15 protein-coding genes are annotated in these 17,995 nt (G+C 62.3%); 2 read left to right on the plus strand and 13 right to left on the minus strand.

Annotated features, from left to right (window positions below; translation table 11 throughout):
* Positions 1-4: 4 nt before the first annotated feature.
* From CKW09_RS21805 to aaeX, 4 genes are all read right to left on the minus strand, one after another.
* Positions 5-469 carry a ribonuclease domain-containing protein gene (locus CKW09_RS21805; RefSeq protein ID WP_095099442.1) on the minus strand — a complete coding sequence of 155 codons (465 nt, stop codon included), beginning with the start codon at positions 467-469 and terminating at the stop codon, positions 5-7.
* Positions 470-761: 292 nt separating this feature from the next.
* The gene (gene aaeB / locus CKW09_RS21810; protein WP_061797053.1) at positions 762-2,729 is read right to left on the minus strand and encodes a p-hydroxybenzoic acid efflux pump subunit AaeB; all 1,968 of its coding nucleotides are present in this window, start codon (positions 2,727-2,729) and stop codon (positions 762-764) included.
* Positions 2,729-3,664: a p-hydroxybenzoic acid efflux pump subunit AaeA gene (aaeA, locus tag CKW09_RS21815; protein ID WP_061797052.1), complete on the minus strand. Its 936-nt coding sequence runs from the start codon at positions 3,662-3,664 to the stop codon at positions 2,729-2,731. Before aaeA ends, aaeB begins: the two co-directional genes overlap by 1 nt.
* Before the next feature lie 7 nt (positions 3,665-3,671).
* Complete coding sequence (gene aaeX, locus CKW09_RS21820) at positions 3,672-3,875, minus strand: p-hydroxybenzoic acid efflux pump operon protein AaeX (protein WP_004948617.1); 204 nt, start codon at positions 3,873-3,875, stop codon at positions 3,672-3,674.
* Positions 3,876-4,182: 307 nt separating this feature from the next.
* On the opposite strand from aaeX, the gene aaeR reads away from it, so the two are divergent.
* The gene (gene aaeR / locus CKW09_RS21825) at positions 4,183-5,094 is read left to right on the plus strand and encodes an HTH-type transcriptional activator AaeR (protein WP_061797051.1); all 912 of its coding nucleotides are present in this window, start codon (positions 4,183-4,185) and stop codon (positions 5,092-5,094) included.
* On the opposite strand, the gene CKW09_RS21830 is transcribed toward aaeR, so the two are convergent.
* Positions 5,085-5,435, minus strand: a complete 351-nt coding sequence (locus CKW09_RS21830) for a hypothetical protein (RefSeq protein WP_154899686.1) — start codon at positions 5,433-5,435, stop codon at positions 5,085-5,087. The two genes, aaeR and CKW09_RS21830, sit on opposite strands and share 10 nt — an antisense overlap.
* Positions 5,436-5,637: 202 nt before the next feature.
* On the opposite strand from CKW09_RS21830, the gene uriH reads away from it, so the two are divergent.
* Complete coding sequence (gene uriH, locus CKW09_RS21835; RefSeq protein ID WP_095099445.1) at positions 5,638-6,582, plus strand: uridine-preferring nucleoside hydrolase UriH; 945 nt, start codon at positions 5,638-5,640, stop codon at positions 6,580-6,582.
* 52 nt (positions 6,583-6,634) lie between these two features.
* Here uriH and tldD read toward each other — a convergent pair whose 3' ends face one another.
* From tldD to mreB, 8 genes are all read right to left on the minus strand, one after another.
* Positions 6,635-8,080, minus strand: coding sequence for a metalloprotease TldD (gene tldD, locus CKW09_RS21840; RefSeq protein WP_061797047.1), 1,446 nt, complete (start codon positions 8,078-8,080; stop codon positions 6,635-6,637).
* A 7-nt stretch (positions 8,081-8,087) separates the two neighbouring features.
* Entirely contained in the window at positions 8,088-8,948 is an 861-nt protein-coding gene (nit1, locus tag CKW09_RS21845) for a deaminated glutathione amidase (RefSeq protein ID WP_061797045.1), read from the minus strand.
* Positions 8,945-12,757 carry an AsmA2 domain-containing protein YhdP gene (yhdP, locus tag CKW09_RS21850; RefSeq protein ID WP_095099448.1) on the minus strand — a complete coding sequence of 1,271 codons (3,813 nt, stop codon included), beginning with the start codon at positions 12,755-12,757 and terminating at the stop codon, positions 8,945-8,947. Before yhdP ends, nit1 begins: the two co-directional genes overlap by 4 nt.
* 89 nt (positions 12,758-12,846) lie before the next feature.
* Positions 12,847-14,316: a ribonuclease G gene (rng, locus tag CKW09_RS21855; protein ID WP_061797043.1), complete on the minus strand. Its 1,470-nt coding sequence runs from the start codon at positions 14,314-14,316 to the stop codon at positions 12,847-12,849.
* Positions 14,317-14,354: 38 nt separating this feature from the next.
* Positions 14,355-14,945, minus strand: coding sequence for a Maf family protein (locus tag CKW09_RS21860; protein ID WP_095099451.1), 591 nt, complete (start codon positions 14,943-14,945; stop codon positions 14,355-14,357).
* A 10-nt stretch (positions 14,946-14,955) separates the two neighbouring features.
* Entirely contained in the window at positions 14,956-15,444 is a 489-nt protein-coding gene (gene mreD, locus CKW09_RS21865) for a rod shape-determining protein MreD (protein WP_061797040.1), read from the minus strand.
* Positions 15,441-16,454, minus strand: coding sequence for a rod shape-determining protein MreC (gene mreC / locus CKW09_RS21870; RefSeq protein ID WP_061797039.1), 1,014 nt, complete (start codon positions 16,452-16,454; stop codon positions 15,441-15,443). The genes mreD and mreC overlap by 4 nt, the downstream gene beginning before the upstream one ends.
* Positions 16,455-16,548: 94 nt before the next feature.
* Positions 16,549-17,592 (minus strand): rod shape-determining protein MreB, encoded by a 1,044-nt coding sequence (mreB, locus tag CKW09_RS21875; RefSeq protein WP_003855260.1) that lies wholly within the window; start codon positions 17,590-17,592, stop codon positions 16,549-16,551.
* Positions 17,593-17,995: the final 403 nt, after the last annotated feature.

Raw genomic sequence — 17,995 nt, forward strand, 5'->3', positions numbered from 1 at the left:
AAGATCACTCCACCCGAATGAAGTTTTTATAATGGTCACGCGTGACAAAAATCAGACCGTCGCTGGAATACAGCAGGCGATCGGCGCCGCGCCGGCCGCACTGATAATTGATGTCCGCCTCGCGCCATACCCGATTACGGGCGCCGGGCAATCGCCCTTCACGGTTGGAGAACCGATCGCCGCCAATCGCCCTGCCCGGCAGCACCGAGCACAGATTGCCGTCGCGCGGATCCCAGCCCTGCTCACGCGCCTGCTTTTTGGTGAGGTAATAATCCGGCAGCCGCTGATGTTGCTGCAGGTAGCTGACCACCCTCTGCTGCTGCGTCAGGCGATCGATGCCCTGCTGCTGTTGCTGCCCCTGCGTCGCCGCCGGCGCGTTGACGCCGATCGCCCGATCGGTGCCGCGCAGCGCGCTGAATCCGGCTATCACAACGGCGATGACGATCGCCACGAGAATCCGCTTGTTCATTGCTTTCCCTGAATTATTGCCGCCAGAGGCGCAGCAGCCCCCAGCGCTAGTTAGGTGTATAGATGAAAAGGATGAAACAAAGATGACTGGCGCGTAACGTTTTCGCTGCAGGGTCGTCGGCTGCCGGCATCTTTGCCCCCCGTTCATGCTAATCATGCCATTTTCCCGCGGTTCTGACACTCAGAGTATCCCTGAAAGCGGCCCAATGCTTGCGGCCGGCTTTCAGCGCCGGATACCGATCTCAGTATAGTCGCGGACGGCGCCGAACGGCGCCTGACGGGAGGTTAGCGCATCAATCGATCAAGGCGTGGCGATAGCGGTGCAGCATGTCGGCCAGGCGTTTGACCGGCCCGGTGACGGCGAGCGGCGCCTGGTTGTCCACCAGCTTCTGCTGATATTCGTTCATTTCGCCCAGCAGCCGATCGTAATAGTAGGCGCGCTTGACGTCGTTCTTCGCCGACACCACGTGGTCGGCGGTGTTGCGGATCTGCCGGTGAAACGCCGACAGCTCTTCGCTGGCCGGGATCTCCGCGCGCTGCATGCGCTGGTGGGCAATGATCAGGTTCAGCGCCAGCCGGTATTTGGCGATGTCGTTGGGGAACATCATCAGCAACTGATTAAGCTGCTGATACAGCGCCGGCAAATGGTTCTGCCGACGGCGCGCCGCCTTGGTGGTCAGCGCCGAGACCGCGCTGCTGACGAACTGGTTGAGCAAGGTGCGGCCGGTGCGTTCGCGCGAGTTGTCGCGGATCAACAGCAGCACCATCAGCCCGACGCAGCTGCCGAGGAACTGGCCAAGCGCCCCGTCGAGGAACTGGGTGACGTTGAATTCCATCGGGTTGCTCAGCACCAGGATATTGATGGTCCCCGCCAGCAGCCCCAGCGAGCCCAGCCGCCGCTTCTGCACCTCGATGCCGATGAAGAACGCCAGCAGGCCGAGGCTGAGACACAGCAGCAGGATGCTCTGCTGGGTCGCCGGCAGGATCACCATAAAGAACAGCGAACCGACCGGGATCGCCGCCAACATCCCCAGCACGAAGTCCATCGCCACCATGCGCGGCGCCGGGGTGCGCATCGCCAGCGAGGTGATCACCGCGATGATCACCATAAAACCGCTGCCGGAGGTCCAGCCGGTCCACAGCCACAGCAGGCAGCCGACCGACGTCGCCACGAAGGTGCGCAGACCGTTGATCATCGCGTGATGCCCTTCCGCCGAGGTCGGCTTGACCACCGCTTCGCCGCTCAGCACGTCTTCTTCCACCGCGCTGATGCTGCCGTTGGTGCGCACGCCTTTCGACAGCAGCAGGTAGCGCGTCGCTGCGCCGACCCAGGAGGTCACCGTCGGCAAGGTTTCGTCGGTGCGGTTGGTGGTCAGCACCTGCCGCAGCAGCTTCATGCGCTTGTGGATCTCCGGCGGCGTTTCCGCCGGCACCAGCAGCAGCTCGCGGATGTTTTCCTTCAATGCATCCGGATGATTCAGCAAGATCAGATAGGTTTCGCAGGCCTGGGTAATCAGCGTCAGCGACAGGGTGTGCAGCGCCCGCACCCGACGGTTGACCTTCTGCCAGCGCGAGGACTCCATCATCAGGTTGCTGCGCATGCCGTTGAGCGCGGTGGTGCTCTTCACCAGGTTGCTCCAGGCGCGGTCGATGTCTTCTTTATCGGCGTTGCTGACGCACATCTGCATCAGCCGGTATTGATCCACCAACAGCCGGTCCACCGCCCGATCGATATCCTGTTTGATCGACCGCGGCGAGAACAGCAGGTCCGCCAGCACCGCGCTGACGATCCCCAGCACGATTTCGCTGCAGCGTTCGATGGCGAACTGCGGCGCTTCCAGCAGGTGGGATTCGCTGGTGGCGACGGTGACGATGATGATCAGCGCGGTATAGCCGGCCAACCCCCAGGCGTAGGAGTTCTCCACCTTGATCAGCGAAGACAGCCAGGTGCAGAAACCGGCCCAGATGCAGCACAGCAACAGCATCACCACCGGCGCGCGGGCGGTGGTGACGATAATCACCAGGCCGACGAAGCAGCCGATAAAGGTGCCGATGATGCGCAGCCAGCCGCGGTGGCGGATCGCGCCGGAGAAAGGTTCGCCGCCGGCGGCGAAGGCCGGGCCGGCGGCGACGATGGCGGCGGTCATCGCCGACCAGCGCGGCGTTTCCAGGTTCAGGTGGAAACCGACAAACAGCGCAAACACAATCGCGAAGCTGAGTTTGAAGGCGAACCTCAGCCGGATAAAGGTTGGGCTATTCATTAGCCGAACTCACGCAGCCGATGCATCAAACGCACAAAGGGCGAGCCGCTGTCGGCGCTGCGGTCGTTTTTACCGGTGATCACCACGGTGGCGGTGGTGCCGGCCGGGTACGGGTGCTGCTGATCCTTGTCGTCCAGCATAATTTTAACCGGCACGCGCTGCGCCAGACGCACCCACTCCAGGTTGCTGTCGATCGACGCCAGCCCCTTGCTGTTGACGGTGCTGCTGCTGTTGTTCACCGCCGCCGCCACGCTGTCGACGGTGCCGTGCATGATGCGGTTGCTGCCCAGCGGGGTGATCTCCGCACGGTCGCCCTTGTTCAGACCGTTCAGCTTGGTTTCTTCCAGGTAGGCCAGCACGTAGAAGGTGTTTTTCTTCACCAGCGCCACGGCAACGGAGCCGCGGGTGATGTATTCACCGGCGTGGACGTTCAGGTTGGTGACCCAACCGTCGGCCGGCGCGCGCACCGTGGTGCGCTGCAGGTCCAGCTGCGCCAGTTCACGCGCCGCCACGGCTTTCGCCAGCTGGTGCTGCACGGTCTGCAACACGTTGTTGGCCTGGTCTATCTCCTCCTGCGACATCGCCTGCACGCCCAGCCGCACGCGGCGGCCCGCCTCGCGCTTCTTCTCCGCCGCCAGGGTCCGGTAATAGGCCACGTCGGCGGTGGCTTCCGCCAGCGCCTGCTCATAGCGCGGCCGGTCGACCACGAACAGTATCTGCCCTTTCGTCACCAGCTGGTTATCCACCACCGGCACGTCGGTCAGCAGGCCGCTGACGTCCGGCGCTATCGCCACCACGTCGGCGGTGAATTTGGCGTCACGCGTCCACGGCGATTCGGTATAGAACACCCAGGCCTTGAAGATGGCGACGATCGCCAGCAGCACGAGAATCAAAGTGATCGCGATTCGGGTTATTTTTATTGAAAAATTTTTCACAGCGACCTCAAACAAAAAGACGTGAAATCAGATAAAACAAGCAGCAATACAGCGCGGTATTGAACAGCGCCGGATGCCAGACAAAATCGTATATCCCGGTGGGCTGCAGCAGGCGTCGCAGCAAAAAGAACAACGCCAGCGAAACCAGCAGCTCGAAAAACACCGGCGGAAACGACAGTCCGAAGATGACCATAACCGGAAGCAAACTCATCACTTTTTCCTTATTATTCACTGCACCGGGCGACAACCTTTCTTCCCATTCACATTCTCTTTACATTTTAGCGGACGCGCACCACAAATCTTGACCAGACAGGCCAGGAACCTGAAAAAAGGTTAAACTCTGGGGCATATATCCGCGACAGGGACTGCGAGGGCGCCGGAGGGATCGGCCAGAATGGCGTTGCCGATCGATCGCGCGCGTTGGTAAGGTCTTTCCACCCGACCACGTTATATTAGCGTGCTTACTATCAACTCATCAACAATCTGTGATCTAAATCACTTTTAAGCCAGAGTGAACAATGGAAAGATTAAAACGGATGTCGGTATTCGCCAAAGTGGTTGAGTTCGGGTCGTTTACCGCGGCCGCGCGCCAGCTGGACATGAGCGTTTCATCGATCAGCCAAACGGTGTCGAAACTGGAAAATGAACTGCAGGTCAAGCTGCTCAACCGCAGCACGCGCAGCATCGGCCTGACCGAAGCCGGCAAAATTTACTACCAGGGCTGCCGCCGCATGCTGCAGGAAGTGAGCGAAGTGCACGAGCAGCTGTTCGCGTTCAACAATACGCCCACCGGCACGCTGCGCATCGGCAGTTCGTCCACCATGGCGCAGAACGTGCTGGCGAACATGACCGCCGAAATGCTGAAAGAATACCCCGGCCTGACGGTGAACCTGGTGACCGGCATCCCGGCGCCGGATCTGATCGCCGACGGGCTGGATCTGGTGATCCGCACCGGCGAGCTGCGGGATTCCAGCCTGTTCTCGCGCCGCTTAGGCTCGATGCCGATGGTGGTGTGCGCCGCCAAAAGTTACCTCAGCCAGCACGGCACGCCGCAAAAGCCGAGCGACATGGTCAACTTCTCCTGGCTGGAATACAGCGTGCGCCCCGACAGCGAGTTCGAGCTGATCGCGCCGGAGGGCATCACCACGCGTATTTCACCGCAGGGGCGCTTCGTCACCAACGACTCCCAGACCATGATCCGCTGGCTGAAGAACGGCGCCGGCATCGCCTACGCCCCGCTGATGTGGGTGATCGAAGAGATCAAGCGCGGCGAGATCGAGATCCTGTTCAAAAGCTACCATTCGGATCCGCGACCGATCTACGCGCTCTATACCGAAAAAGACAAGCTGCCGCTGAAGGTGCAGGTGTGCATCAACTACCTGACCGAGTATTTCGAGCGCGTCGCGGCGGTGTACCAGGGCTACCGCTGAGCGCCGGCCAGACAGCGGCGCGCCAGTGCTGCCACCAGCGCCAGCGCCAGCATGCCCAGCCCCCACAGCAGCCAGACCGCATAGCCCGCCCAGGCCAGCAGCGTCGGGAAGCTGCCCGCCAGCGCGCCACCCAGCTGTTTCAGCCACGGCAACCAGGCATCCAGCATGGTCTGGGGCACCAGGCTCAACATGCCGTTCACCGGCAGCGATTCGACGCTGCCGCCGGCGAAGTCCACCAGCACCGGCAACCAGCCCAACAGCCCGGCCGCGCCCCAGGCCAACAGGGTCCACAAGGCCATCGCCGCCAGCACTGTCATCATTGCCCAACCGTTTTTCGTCATACTCCACCCCCTTGTTTTGCGTCAGTCTCAATGTAAACCATGGAGCAAGCTCCAGGGTAAAGCGTGACCCAGCGGATTTACGTTTAATTACACCGAAAAATTGGCAAGGTTTTGATGCGGATGGCAAAAGCATCATCGGCATTACCCTGGCGCGCAGGGCTGCGTTATGCTGCGCGAACCTCTCCCTGCATCAGGAATAAAAATGAAAAAAATCATACTGGACTGCGACCCGGGGCATGACGACGCCATCGCGCTGCTGCTGGCCTGGGGCAACCCGGATATCGAACTGTTGGCGGTCACCACGGTGGTGGGCAACCAGACGCTGGACAAGGTGACCCGCAACGCGCTGGCGGTGGCGCGCATCGCCAATATCACCGGCGTGCCCTTCGCCGCCGGCTGCCCGCGCCCGCTGGTGCGCAACATTGAGGTGGCGCCCGATATCCACGGCGAATCCGGCCTGGACGGCCCGGCGCTGCCGGAGCCAACGCTGCGGCTGGACACGCGCCACGCGGTGGATCTGATCATCGATACCCTGATGGCGCACCCGCCGGGCAGCGTGACGCTGGTGCCGACCGGCGGCCTGACCAACATCGCCATGGCGGTGCGCAAAGAACCGCGCATTGCCGAACGGGTCAAGGAAGTGGTGCTGATGGGCGGCGGTTACCACGTGGGCAACTGGAGCGCGGTGGCGGAATTCAATATCAAGATCGACCCCGAAGCGGCGCATATCGTGTTCAACGAGAGATGGCCGCTGACCATGGTGGGGCTGGATCTCACCCATCAGGCGCTGGCCACGCCGGCGGTGTGCGAACGCATCGCCGCCATCGGCACCGGGCCGGCCGACTTCGTCGGCGAGCTGCTGGCGTTCTTCGGCAAGATGTATCGGCGGGCGCAGGGCTTCAGCTCCCCGCCGGTGCACGATCCCTGCGCGGTGGCCTACGTCATCAACCCTGAGGTGATGACGGTGCGCAAAGCGCCGGTGGATATCGAACTGACCGGCACCCTGACGCTGGGCATGACGGTAGCGGATTTCCGCGCGCCGCCGCCGCCGGGCTGCCATACCCAGGTCGCGGTGAAGCTGGATCAGGATAAATTTTGGGATCTGGTGGTGGATGCGCTGGCGAGGATCGGTGAGGTGCGGGTGTAAGCGCGGCCAAAACGGGGAAATATCAGGGGCCGAAGCACGGCCCCCGTGAGGCTTACGCCGTGCCGCCGACGGTCAGGGTGTCCAGCTTCAGGGTCGGCTGGCCGACGCCCACCGGCAGACTCTGCCCTTCTTTGCCGCAGACGCCCACGCCCTTGTCCAGCGCCAGATCGTTGCCGACCATGGAAATCTGCTGCATCGCCTCGATGCCGGAGCCGATCAGGGTGGCGCCCTTCACCGGTTTGGTGATGCGGCCGTTCTCGATCAGATAGGCTTCGGTGGTGGAGAACACGAACTTGCCGGAGGTGATGTCCACCTGCCCGCCGCCAAAGTTCGGCGCATACAGGCCGTACTCCACGCTGGCGATGATCTCTTCCGGCGTCGATTTGCCCGCCAGCAGGTAGGTATTGGTCATGCGCGGCATCGGCAGATGCGCGTAAGACTCGCGGCGGCCGTTGCCGGTCGGCGGCACGCCCATCAGGCGCGCGTTGAGCTTATCCTGCATGTAGCCTTTCAAAATGCCGTTTTCGATCAGCACGTTGTATTGGCCCGGCACGCCTTCGTCGTCGATGGCCAGCGAACCGCGGCGCCCCTGCAGGGTGCCGTCGTCCACCACCGTGCACAGCTCGGAGGCCACCAGCTGACCCATCTGCCCGCTGAACACCGAGGTGCCGCGCCGGTTGAAGTCGCCTTCCAGACCGTGCCCCACCGCCTCATGCAGCAGCACGCCCGGCCAGCCCGCGCCCAGCACCACCGGCATGTTGCCGGCCGGCGCCGCCACGGCGCTCAGGTTGACCAACGCCATGCGCACCGCTTCTTTGGCGTAGGCGTCGGCGCGCACTTCGCCGTCGACGCTTTCCAGAAAATAGTCATAGCCGAAACGGCCGCCGCCGCCGCTGGCGCCGCGTTCGCGCTTGCCGTCCTGCTCCACCAGCACGCTGACGGACAGGCGCACCAGCGGGCGCACGTCCGCCGCCAGCGTGCCGTCGGTGGCCGCGACCAGTATCTGTTCGTAGACGCCGGTGATGCTGGCGCTGACTTCCTGCACCCGTTTATCGGCCTCACGGGCAACCTTGTCAACACGGTGCAGCAGGGCGATTTTCTCTTCGCGCGGCAGGCTCTGCAGCGGGTCGAGCAGCGGGTACAGCGCCTGATGGCTGATTTCGCCCAGGGTATGCGCCCGGCCGTTACCGCTGTCGCGCACGATGCTGCGCGCCGCCTGGGCGCTTTGCTGCAGCGCGTTCAGGGTGATCTGATCGGCATAGGCGAAACCGGTCTTCTCGCCGCTGACCGCGCGCACCCCAACCCCCTGATCGATATTGTAGGAACCATCCTTGATGATGCCGTCCTCAATCACCCAGGCTTCGTGATAGCTGGACTGAAAATAGAGGTCGGCATAATCGAGGCGGCGTTCTGCCAGTTGACCCAACACCCTGTGCAGGTCTTGATGACTCAGCTTATTCGCAGCGAGTAACTGCTCACTGACAAACGTCAGGCTCATAATTTTTTCACTCTTCATTGGAGGATATCGGGTCAGACGGCGCAATCAGCGACGTCTGGAATCTGTTGTGCCGCAGCACCGGCATCTGCTCGCGGACGGTCTGCAGGCCGGCGCTGTCCACGCGCACCTTCAGCGCCGCCACCGCGTCGGCGTTTTCGGCCAGCACCTTGCCCCAGCCGTCGACGGCCAGCGTATGGCCCCAGGTGCGGCGCGTCGGCCCATGGCGGCCCACCTGCGCCGGCGCCAGGATCATGCACTGGTTTTCAATCGCTCTGGCGCGCAGCAAGATCTCCCAGTGCGCCTCGCCGGTGACCCGGGTAAAGGCCGCCGGCACCGATATCAGCTCGGCGCCCTGCGCCCGCAGCGCCTGGAACAGCGCCGGGAAACGCAGATCGTAGCATATCGTCATGCCCAACCGCCCGACCGGCGTGTCCACCACCGTCAGGTGTTGCCCGTGCTGATAAGTGTCCGACTCGCGGTAATGGCCGTGGCTGTCGCGAATGTCCACATCGAACATATGCAGCTTGTCGTAGCGCGCGCGGATCTCGCCCCGATCGTCGAACAGCAGGCTGCTGGTGGTGATCAGCGCCGGATTTTCCCGGCTGACCAACGGCATCGAACCGACCAGCAGCCACACGCCATAGCGGCGCGCCATCTCGCGCACCGCGTTCTGCAGCGGGCCGTCGCCCTGAGTTTCCGCGTGTTCGCGGTAAGCGGCGGAGTTGGCGAACAGCAGCGCGTTCTCCGGCGTCATGACCAGTTTTACCCCGGCATTGAGCTGCTTGATCTGCTGTTCAATCTGGGCCAGGTTATCGCGCACCCGATCGCCGCTGCACAGCTGTAACAACGCAACGTTAGCATTTCTCATGACGCCTTATCCTCCTTTGGCTTACGCAGGACCTCGTTGATCTTCGGCTGGTCCAGATCGCCGCTGATATGGTAACGAATCAGCGAAATCTTGTTCCACAGCGGCCCCAGCACCTGCGAGGCGGCAAACACCGCCGCGCCGACGATCGGGTTGATGACAAACGCCGTGGCCACGCCGACGGTGGCCGAAATTTCCGGCGCCACCACCGCTTCCATGTCGATCCGCCGGCGCGCCAGATCGATCTGGCCGCTCATGGCGATATCCGCCGCCAATCCGTCAACCAACAGGTTATCGGTATGCATTATGCCATCTTTCAGCCATGCGGTGCTGCGGATGGAGTCAAAGTAAAAGCCTTTGCCGAAGGTATCGCTGAAATCAAACTGCAGCTTGCGCAGCAAGGCGTCGAAACTCACCAGCCGCAGCAACTGCCCGGCGCGGCCGCCGCCGATGCTGTCGATCTCGCCTTTGCCCATTTTCACCTGCAGCGCGCCGCTGAGGCTGTTGATCTGCGGCTGCCACGGCGCGCCGCGCCAGTACAGATCGAAGTCCACATCATAAGGCGCGCCCTTCAGCGGCGTGGTGATGCCGAAGAAGGCGGCGGTTTCGTCAATCTTGCCGCCCAGCAGCTTGCCTTTCAGCGAGCTGCGCTCCTCCTGCGCGTTCTGCTTCCACAGGCCGCTGGCGGTCATGCGCCCCTTGCCGGTGTCGATCAGGCCATGTTCCAGCGTCAGGGTATCGCCCTTGTTGGCCAGATCGGCCTCGACCTTGCCGAGGTTTTGCCCCAGCACCCAGCATGACCGGCAGCGCAGCATCAGCGAAGGCCAGTCGCGGAAAGAGACCTTGTCCGCCGGCCCCTGCGGGCTGGCCGCCGCCGGCGCGCTCTTGCCGTCGGCGAACTGCGGATTGTAATAGAGATAGTTGATATCGGCGCGCCACGGGCCGCGGTCCGCCACCCGCAGGCTGCCGTCCACTTCATCGCCCTTGGCGCTCACCCGCGTGCCGCCGAGCTGCTTTTCGGCCGACAGCTTCAGATTATGCCAGGCCTGGCCGCCCAACAGCAGCTGCGGCGTGTTCAGCGCCACGGTGGTCGGGAAGCTGAAGCCGCCCACCTGGCCGGAACCGCCGCCCTGCTTCAACGCCGGCGCCAGCAGCGCCAGCCACTTCTCGCCGTCCAGCGGCGGCAGATTGAGGGTCAGCGACTGGCTGGCCGGCAGCGGCGGCGTGCCGTTGCCGGCGGTTTGCCATGCGGCGCGCGCCAGCGTCACCTGCTTTTTGGCAAACAGCCATTCACTGTTGAAATGATTTTGCTTGCCTGCGTTGCCGGTCAGCATGAAACCGTTCAGGCCGCCTTTGACCTTGACGCTCAGCGGCAGCGCTTCACCGGCCGGTTTATCCAGCGGTGGTGGTAAGTGACTGCTCACTTTCTTTAGGTCCGCATCGACGCCGATATCATAACTGGCCGAGCCCTGATGCGGCAGCACGATGGCGACCTGGCTCTGCCAGGGGGCGCTGCCGCCGAGCTGGTCGGCCACGGCCTGCGGCAGACCGGGGAATTTGGCCGGCTGCCAGTCGGCTTTCAGGCCCACGTTGACCTTGTAGTCGCGCTCGCCTTCCTGAGTATTGAAGTTCACCGCGATCGGCTGCCCGAACCAGTTGCCCGACAGGGTATCGCTCTGCAGATTGCCGTTGTCGAAGCGGAACTTGCCGTTCAGCTTCTGCAGCTCGCTGCCGATCGGTTTAACCAACAGTGAGTTGTTGTTCAACGCCACTTCACCGGTGGCGCGCACCTGCTCGCCGTTCAGGGGGATATCGAGATGTAAGCGCCCACTGACATCGCCGCCGATCTGCAGCTCGTCCAGCGCCGCGCCGAGCGAATCATGCAGCGGCGTCTGTTTGAAGTAGTCGTGAACCTCGGAACCGGCGCCCGCCACCTCGGCGTCTATCAGCAGCCGCTCCTTCAGGTAGTCCGGGATCGCCGCGCTGACGTTTTTGCCGTCGACCTTGCCCAGCCGGGTCTGCGGCGCATGCATCCACAGCCCTTCGTTGGCGAAGTCGAGGTCGATCGCCAGGTCGGTCAGCGCCGGCCAGCCCGGCTGGAACTGGAAGGTCGCATGGCGCAGTGGAACGAACACCTCAAACTGGCCCTCTTTTTTGCGGTACGGGAAATGCTTTGGATCGCCGGAGTAGATCAACGTGGCGTTATCCACCTGGCCGCCCTGAATGGCGCCGCTGAGGTAGTCCACCAGGTGTTTGCCCATCAGCGGTTCCGGGAAGTAGCGCCAGGCTTGCGCGCCGTCATACAGGCGGATGCCCGCCAGGATGCTCAGCCAGGGGTCGCCCTTGGCCGGCTGACGGTAGCTGAAGTCGCCGTTGACCCACAGCGATTTGGCCTTGACATCCAGCCCCTTGCTCGCCAGTTCCCAGCCCTGGTCGTTATAACGCCAGCTCAGCGCGCCGCGCGCGCTGCTGACTTCCAGCGGCGCACGGAACATATCGCCATAGGGCAGCGTGCTGCCGTCGAGGCCCAGCGTCAGCCGGCCATCCTCCACCCCGCCGCTCAGCGCGCCGGAAAAGCGATCGACGCCCGGCAGCAACTGCCAGCGCTGCCAGCTGACATCTTGCCACAGGGCCTGGAAGCGGGTCTTTTCCGGCTGTTTCAGCGGGATGTCCAGCGCCAGCGCCTCGAGTTTCCCCTGCGGCTGCAGATCGTTCCAGCGCTCCAGCAGCGCCGGGCTGAGGAACGAGAAGGTCGGCAGCAGCGCAGACAGACGTTCGAGCTGAATATCCGTGGCGCGCACCCGCAGCTCTTCATTCTGGCCCGGCCCCATAAATTCGGTGTTTTCCGGCAGCCACAGCGCCGAGAGCATGCCCTGCGGCCAGGCTTGCCCATCGGTGCTCAACCGCAGCTGCGGCACGTCTATTTGCCAGCCGGTCCCCTGCCGCCGCGCCGACAGCGCCAGGTTATCCACGTCCAGCCGATGCTGCGCGGCCCCTTCGCCCCAGTTGGCCGCGCCCTGCTTCAACAGCGCATGGCCGCCGGCTATCTCGCCGTTTTGCACCTGCAGCCAGGCCGCCAGGCTGAAGTCGGCGCTTTCCAGCCCGGTATTGGCGCGCAGCCAGCGGGTGAACCAGGGTTTCATGTCGATGTTGTCGGCCTGCAGATAGACCGTGCCGGTATCCAATAGCCCCCGGTTATCGCGCAGATCCATGCGCAGCTGCACCACGCCGTGCTGGCCGTTCAGCGTCGACAGCCCGAGCTGCCCTTCGGCGCGGTGGCGATCGCGGCGGTTAAGCCAGGTCAGCTGCGGGATTTCAAATTCGGCGCGCGCGCCGGCGGGCGTCAGGAACGAGATGCGGCTGTCGCGCAGGTCGAAATGATCCAGCTGGCGCAGCAGCAGGTCGCTGATCCTGCCCGGCTCAATGGCGCTGCCCTGGTGGTCGTCACCGCCGAGCGTAGCGTTCAGATCGAGTTGGAATTGGTAAAAGGTGAGATCGCGAAACTGCCAACGCCAGTGCAGCAGCGATTGCCACACGTCCAGCGCCAGCGTCACGCGTTCGATATGCAGATTGCTCTTCGGCAGCGCGGCGCGCACGTTGCGCATTTCAAGCCGCGGGCCGAAGGTTTCCCAACTGCCCTGCATGAAATCGACCTGAACGGGCACGCCGGAGAGGCTTTCCGCCTTCGCCAGCAGCTGGGGGCGGTAATCGTTCAGTTTAGGCAGCACCAGGCGCAGCCCGCTGATCAGCAACGCCACAATAACTATCAGAGTGGCGCCTGTTGCTAACAGGATCCCAGGCAGTCGCCTCACGCAGTTCTCCTTGCTTCCGCTGCCTGGCAACGGGAATATCTATGCACTGACGGGCCCGGTACGCCGGACCCTTACCGATGTCGGACGGGTTACATCATGACGACGTCGAACTGCTCCTGGCTGTACAAGGGTTCGATCTGCACCTTCACCTGTTTGCCCACGAAGATCTCCACTTCCGCCAGCGCATGCGACTCTTCGCTCTTCAGCGCTTCGCCGACCGCCGCCGAGGCGTACACCAGGAAACGATCGGAATCGTAGGCATGATGCACGCGCACGATTTCGCGCAGGATTTCGTAGCACACGGTTTCCACCGTTTTCACGGTGCCGCGTCCATTGCAGGTAGGACAATCGCGGCACAGCACATGTTCAATGCTTTCCCGCGTCCGTTTACGCGTCATTTCCACTAAGCCTAGCTGAGAGAAGCCGTTGATCGTGGTTTTTACCCGATCTTTACTCAGCGCCTGCTCCAGCGAGTGCAGCACCCGGCGGCGATGCTCCTCGTTATTCATATCGATAAAGTCGATGATGATAATGCCGCCCAGGTTGCGCAGCCGCAGCTGGCGGGCGATGGCCTGGGTCGCCTCGATATTGGTGTTGAAAATGGTTTCGTCGAGGTTGCGGTGGCCGACGAAGGCGCCGGTATTGATATCGACGGTGGTCATCGCTTCGGTTTGATCGATGATCAGGTAACCGCCGGATTTCAGCTCCACCTTGCGCTCCAGCGCACGCTGGATCTCGTTTTCCACGTCGTAAAGATCGAAAATCGGCTGGCTGCCGGTGTACAGCTCCAGCTTGCTGGTGATGTCCGGAATGTATTCGCCGGTGAACTCCACCAACAGATCGTGGGTCAGCCGCGAATCGACGCGGATGCGATCCAGCGCCGCGCCGGCGAAGTCGCGCAGGATGCGCTGCGCCAGCGCCAGCTCGCCATACAGCTTATATTTGGTTTGGTTGCGTTTTTTACGCTCCATCACCTTGGTCCACAGGCGCTTGAGGAAGGCGGCGTCCTGCGCCAGCTCTTCTTCGCCGATGCCTTCCGCCGCGGTGCGGATGATGAACCCGCCCAGTTCGTCGCAGTAAGCGGCGACGGTGTTCTTCAGGCGCTCGCGCTCGGCTTCGCTTTCAATGCGCTGCGATACCCCGACGTGCGCCGCGCCCGGCATAAACACCAGGTAACGCGAAGGCAGGGTGATGTCGGTGGTCAGGCGCGCGCCCTTGGTGCCGAGCGGATCCTTCACCACCTGCACCATCAGGTCCTGCCCCTGGCGCACCAGTTCGGCGATGTCGCGCACGTGGAAGTTCTTTTGCTCATCGCCGGCCACGCATTCGGTATGCGGCATGATGTCGGAGGCATGCAGGAAGGCGGCCTTGTCCAGGCCGATATCGACGAACGCCGCCTGCATGCCCGGCAAGACGCGGCTGACGCGCCCCTTGTATATATTGCCGACGATGCCGCGTTTGGATTCGCGTTCGATATGGATCTCTTGCAGGATGCCGCCGTCGATATAGGCAACCCGCGTTTCAGACGGTGTGATATTAACCAGTAGCTCAGCTGTCATGCCTTCTCCTCAGAGCCGGTCGATAATGGCAGCGCCCATCAACCGGTTCTTACATCACGTAATGCGACAAAATTACTGAGCAGCTCATGTGTTTCGACCAGCGGCAGGCCCATCACCGCGTGATAACTCCCGGTTATCGTTCTGACGAAACAACCACCCTTTCCTTGAATTCCGTAGGCGCCCGCTTTATCCATCGGCTCGCCCGTTGCAATATAGTCGCGAATGTCCCGTTGGGACAGGTTGCGGAACGTCACGTCGGTCACCACCAGCTGGCACAGCACGTCATGGCGATCGGCGATCGCCACCGCGGTCATCACCTGATGCTGCCTGCCCGACAGCATCGCCAGCATTTCCGCCGCATGCGCTTCATCGCGCGGCTTCTCCAGCACCCGCCCGTTGAGCACCACGATGGTATCGGCGCCCAGCACCGGCCGTTCCTGCGGCGCCAGCGCGACGCCCGCTTTGGCCTTGTCCTGCGCCAGGCGGCGCACGTAGGCTTCGGCGGCTTCGCCCTCTTGGCGCTGCTCTTCGGTATGCGTCAGCAAAATGTCAAACGACGCGCCCAGCAGGGTCAACAGTTCGCGTCGACGCGGAGAGCCGGAGGCCAGATAAAGCGCAGTCGAATTCATTGATATACCCTTACTGTACGGCGAACTGACGGCGAATCTTGCGCATCAGCAGGAACAACCACGGCCACAGAATGCCGTTTACCACACTACTCCAGAACACCTCCGGGCGGAAAGAGACGTTGATCACTAAAAACTCAGCCCAGAACACCACCACGTCCATCGCCAGCGACAGCAGCACCACGATCAGCGCCTGTTGCCACAGCGCCATATTGCGGAACAGCTGGAATTTGAACGCCACCAGATAGGCGATGATGCCCAGCCCCAGCGCGCGCACGCCGAGCGTGGAGCCGAGGATCAGGTCCATGATCAGCCCGAGCACGAAGCCGGTGCCGACGTTGACGCGGTGCGGCAGCGCCATCACCCAGTAAATCAGGATCAGCGCCAGCCAGGAGGGGCGGAACATGTAGATCTGTTCCGGCCACGGCATGATCTGCAGCACCAGCGCGACCAGGAATGACAGCCAGATGATCCAGCGCCCGTGGCTGCGGTAGCGATTCATTGGGCGACTCCCGCAGTCGGCTGGGCCGGCGCGGCGGCCTGCGGCGATACGGCGCCGGTCGCCGGCGCCGGCAATGGCAGCTGCGGCCCTACGGCGTCGGCCGGCGGCAGCACCTGCGGCATCATCTGCATCAGGCGCTCATTGGCCACCCGATGCACTTCGTCCGGCGGCAGCGGCATATCGCCGTTGCGGTCCGCGCCCCACAGCAACAGCAGATAGCGCAGGCGTTGCAGCCCGGCGGTCGGCCGCGCCTGGATCACGGTATAAGCGCGCTGGTTGTCCACCTTGACCGAAGACACCACCGCCACCGGATAACCCTCCGGGAAGCGGCCGCCCAGGCCGGAGGTGACCAGCACGTCGCCCACGCGGATATCGGTGTTGTTCGGCAGATGCTCGAGCTGCAAATCGTCGGCGCAGCCGCTGCCCGCGGCGATCACCCGGATATCGTTGCGCAGCACCTGGATCGGCAGCGCGTGCGAGGCGTCGCAAATCAGCAGCACCCGGCTGGTGACCTTGGCCACCGCCACCACCTGGCCGACCACGCCCTTGTCGCTGATCACCGGCTGGCCTTCGTACACGCCGTTGTCCGAGCCTTTGTCGATCACCACCTGATCGCTGTAGGGATCGGAGCCGGTGGAGATCACCTGGGTGACCATCTTGTGCTCATCCTGGCGCAGCGGCGAGCCGAGCAGTTCGCGCAGGCGGGCGTTTTCCTGCTTGAATTGGCCAAGAAGAAGGACATCGCTGTTTTTCAGCAGCAGTTCCTGCCGCAGAGCGCGGTTTTCCAGCTCCAGCTGTTGGCGGGTGGCCAGCGTATCCGACACGCTGTCCAAAACTTTACGCGGCCCATTGGCCAAAAAATAGAAAGGACTGACGGCGGTGTCCATGTAGTTGCGTATCTTCACGAACGTACCGAGCCGGCTGTCGGCAACGATCAGGCCAATGGCCGCGATCACCGCCAAAAAAAGTCGCAGTTGCAGGGAAGGCCCCCTGCTAAAAATCGGCTTCATAAATTATGCGAGTTCCTCGACAACAGAAAGAGGAACCGTACCCGATTCTCGCTTTGCGCATTCATCCGATACGATTCCTCCTTCCAGGGGCTGACTATTCTTCGCTGAACAAATCGCCGCCATGCATGTCGATCATTTCCAACGCCTTGCCGCCGCCGCGCGCCACGCAGGTCAACGGATCTTCTGCCACCACGACCGGAATGCCGGTTTCTTCCATCAGCAGGCGATCGAGGTTGCGCAGCAGCGCGCCGCCGCCGGTCAATACCATGCCGCGTTCGGAAATGTCGGAAGCCAGCTCCGGCGGGCACTGCTCCAGCGCCACCATCACCGCGCTGACGATGCCGGTCAACGGCTCCTGCAGGGCTTCGAGGATTTCATTGGAGTTCAGGGTAAAGCCGCGCGGTACGCCTTCGGCCAGGTTACGGCCGCGGACTTCGATCTCGCGCACTTCGTCGCCCGGGTAAGCCGAGCCGATTTCATGCTTGATGCGCTCGGCGGTGGCTTCACCGATCAGTGAACCGTAGTTACGGCGCACATAATTGATGATGGCTTCATCGAAGCGATCGCCGCCGATGCGCACGGAAGAGGAGTAGACCACGCCGTTGAGCGAGATCACCGCCACTTCAGTGGTGCCGCCGCCGATATCCACCACCATGGAACCGGTCGCTTCAGACACCGGCAGGCCCGCGCCGATCGCCGCAGCCATCGGCTCTTCAATCAGAAACACTTCGCGCGCGCCTGCCCCTTGGGCGGATTCGCGGATAGCGCGGCGTTCAACCTGGGTTGCGCCGACCGGCACACAGACCAGCACGCGCGGGCTTGGGCGCATGAAACTGTTGCTGTGAACCTGTTTGATAAAGTGCTGCAGCATTTTTTCGGTCACGAAGAAGTCGGCGATCACGCCGTCTTTCATCGGGCGAATAGCCGCGATATTGCCAGGGGTGCGCCCCAGCATCTGTTTGGCGTCGTGGCCCACGGCCGCAACGCTCTTCGGAGAACCGGCACGATCTTGGCGAATGGCAACCACCGACGGTTCATTCAGTACAATGCCTTGCCCTTTAACATAAATCAGGGTATTGGCGGTACCCAAGTCGATGGACAAGTCATTGGAAAACATGCCACGAAATTTCTTAAACATAACTAAAGGATAATCCTGCAAGCTGGGGGCGGAAAATAAAATCCGCCTACTTTACCAACCACACGAAGCAGCGACAAGGCGCAAAAACGTTCTACTTCGGTGAAAAATAGTCTGTATTGTTTCTGCTCGAATGCACGGAAATTGGATGAGGCCTGAATTCCCTGAACAAAGGCTCAGTTTACCACCCTGTCAGCGCACGAAACGGCGTAACACAGCTCATAAAATCTAACATATTCCCTGATTGCCGCTGGTGGTAAGCACCTACCAACGTCCGACAGGAAGAGGCTGACAAGAGCCTATCTCAAATAGGCGTCGTTGTCGCAGGCAGTTTGGGGGGTAATCCCAAAATGACGGATAAAAAAAGCCCAGATGGATTGGCGCTCATTCTACGTCAATTTTTGCC

The organism is Serratia ficaria (assembly GCF_900187015.1).
GTDB lineage: Bacteria > Pseudomonadota > Gammaproteobacteria > Enterobacterales > Enterobacteriaceae > Serratia > Serratia ficaria.

What these genes read in the sequence shown, in the direction of transcription:
- CKW09_RS21805 (WP_095099442.1), bottom strand. Translation starts at nt 469, where the DNA reads ATGAACAAGCGGATTCTCGTGGCGATCGTCATCGCCGTTGTGATAGCC.
- aaeB (WP_061797053.1), bottom strand. Translation starts at nt 2,729, where the DNA reads ATGAATAGCCCAACCTTTATCCGGCTGAGGTTCGCCTTCAAACTCAGC.
- aaeX (WP_004948617.1), bottom strand. Translation starts at nt 3,875, where the DNA reads ATGAGTTTGCTTCCGGTTATGGTCATCTTCGGACTGTCGTTTCCGCCG.
- aaeR (WP_061797051.1), top strand. Translation starts at nt 4,183, where the DNA reads ATGGAAAGATTAAAACGGATGTCGGTATTCGCCAAAGTGGTTGAGTTC.
- CKW09_RS21830 (WP_154899686.1), bottom strand. Translation starts at nt 5,435, where the DNA reads ATGACGAAAAACGGTTGGGCAATGATGACAGTGCTGGCGGCGATGGCC.
- uriH (WP_095099445.1), top strand. Translation starts at nt 5,638, where the DNA reads ATGAAAAAAATCATACTGGACTGCGACCCGGGGCATGACGACGCCATC.
- tldD (WP_061797047.1), bottom strand. Translation starts at nt 8,080, where the DNA reads ATGAGCCTGACGTTTGTCAGTGAGCAGTTACTCGCTGCGAATAAGCTG.
- nit1 (WP_061797045.1), bottom strand. Translation starts at nt 8,948, where the DNA reads ATGAGAAATGCTAACGTTGCGTTGTTACAGCTGTGCAGCGGCGATCGG.
- rng (WP_061797043.1), bottom strand. Translation starts at nt 14,316, where the DNA reads ATGACAGCTGAGCTACTGGTTAATATCACACCGTCTGAAACGCGGGTT.
- CKW09_RS21860 (WP_095099451.1), bottom strand. Translation starts at nt 14,945, where the DNA reads ATGAATTCGACTGCGCTTTATCTGGCCTCCGGCTCTCCGCGTCGACGC.
- mreD (WP_061797040.1), bottom strand. Translation starts at nt 15,444, where the DNA reads ATGAATCGCTACCGCAGCCACGGGCGCTGGATCATCTGGCTGTCATTC.
- mreC (WP_061797039.1), bottom strand. Translation starts at nt 16,454, where the DNA reads ATGAAGCCGATTTTTAGCAGGGGGCCTTCCCTGCAACTGCGACTTTTT.
- mreB (WP_003855260.1), bottom strand. Translation starts at nt 17,592, where the DNA reads ATGTTTAAGAAATTTCGTGGCATGTTTTCCAATGACTTGTCCATCGAC.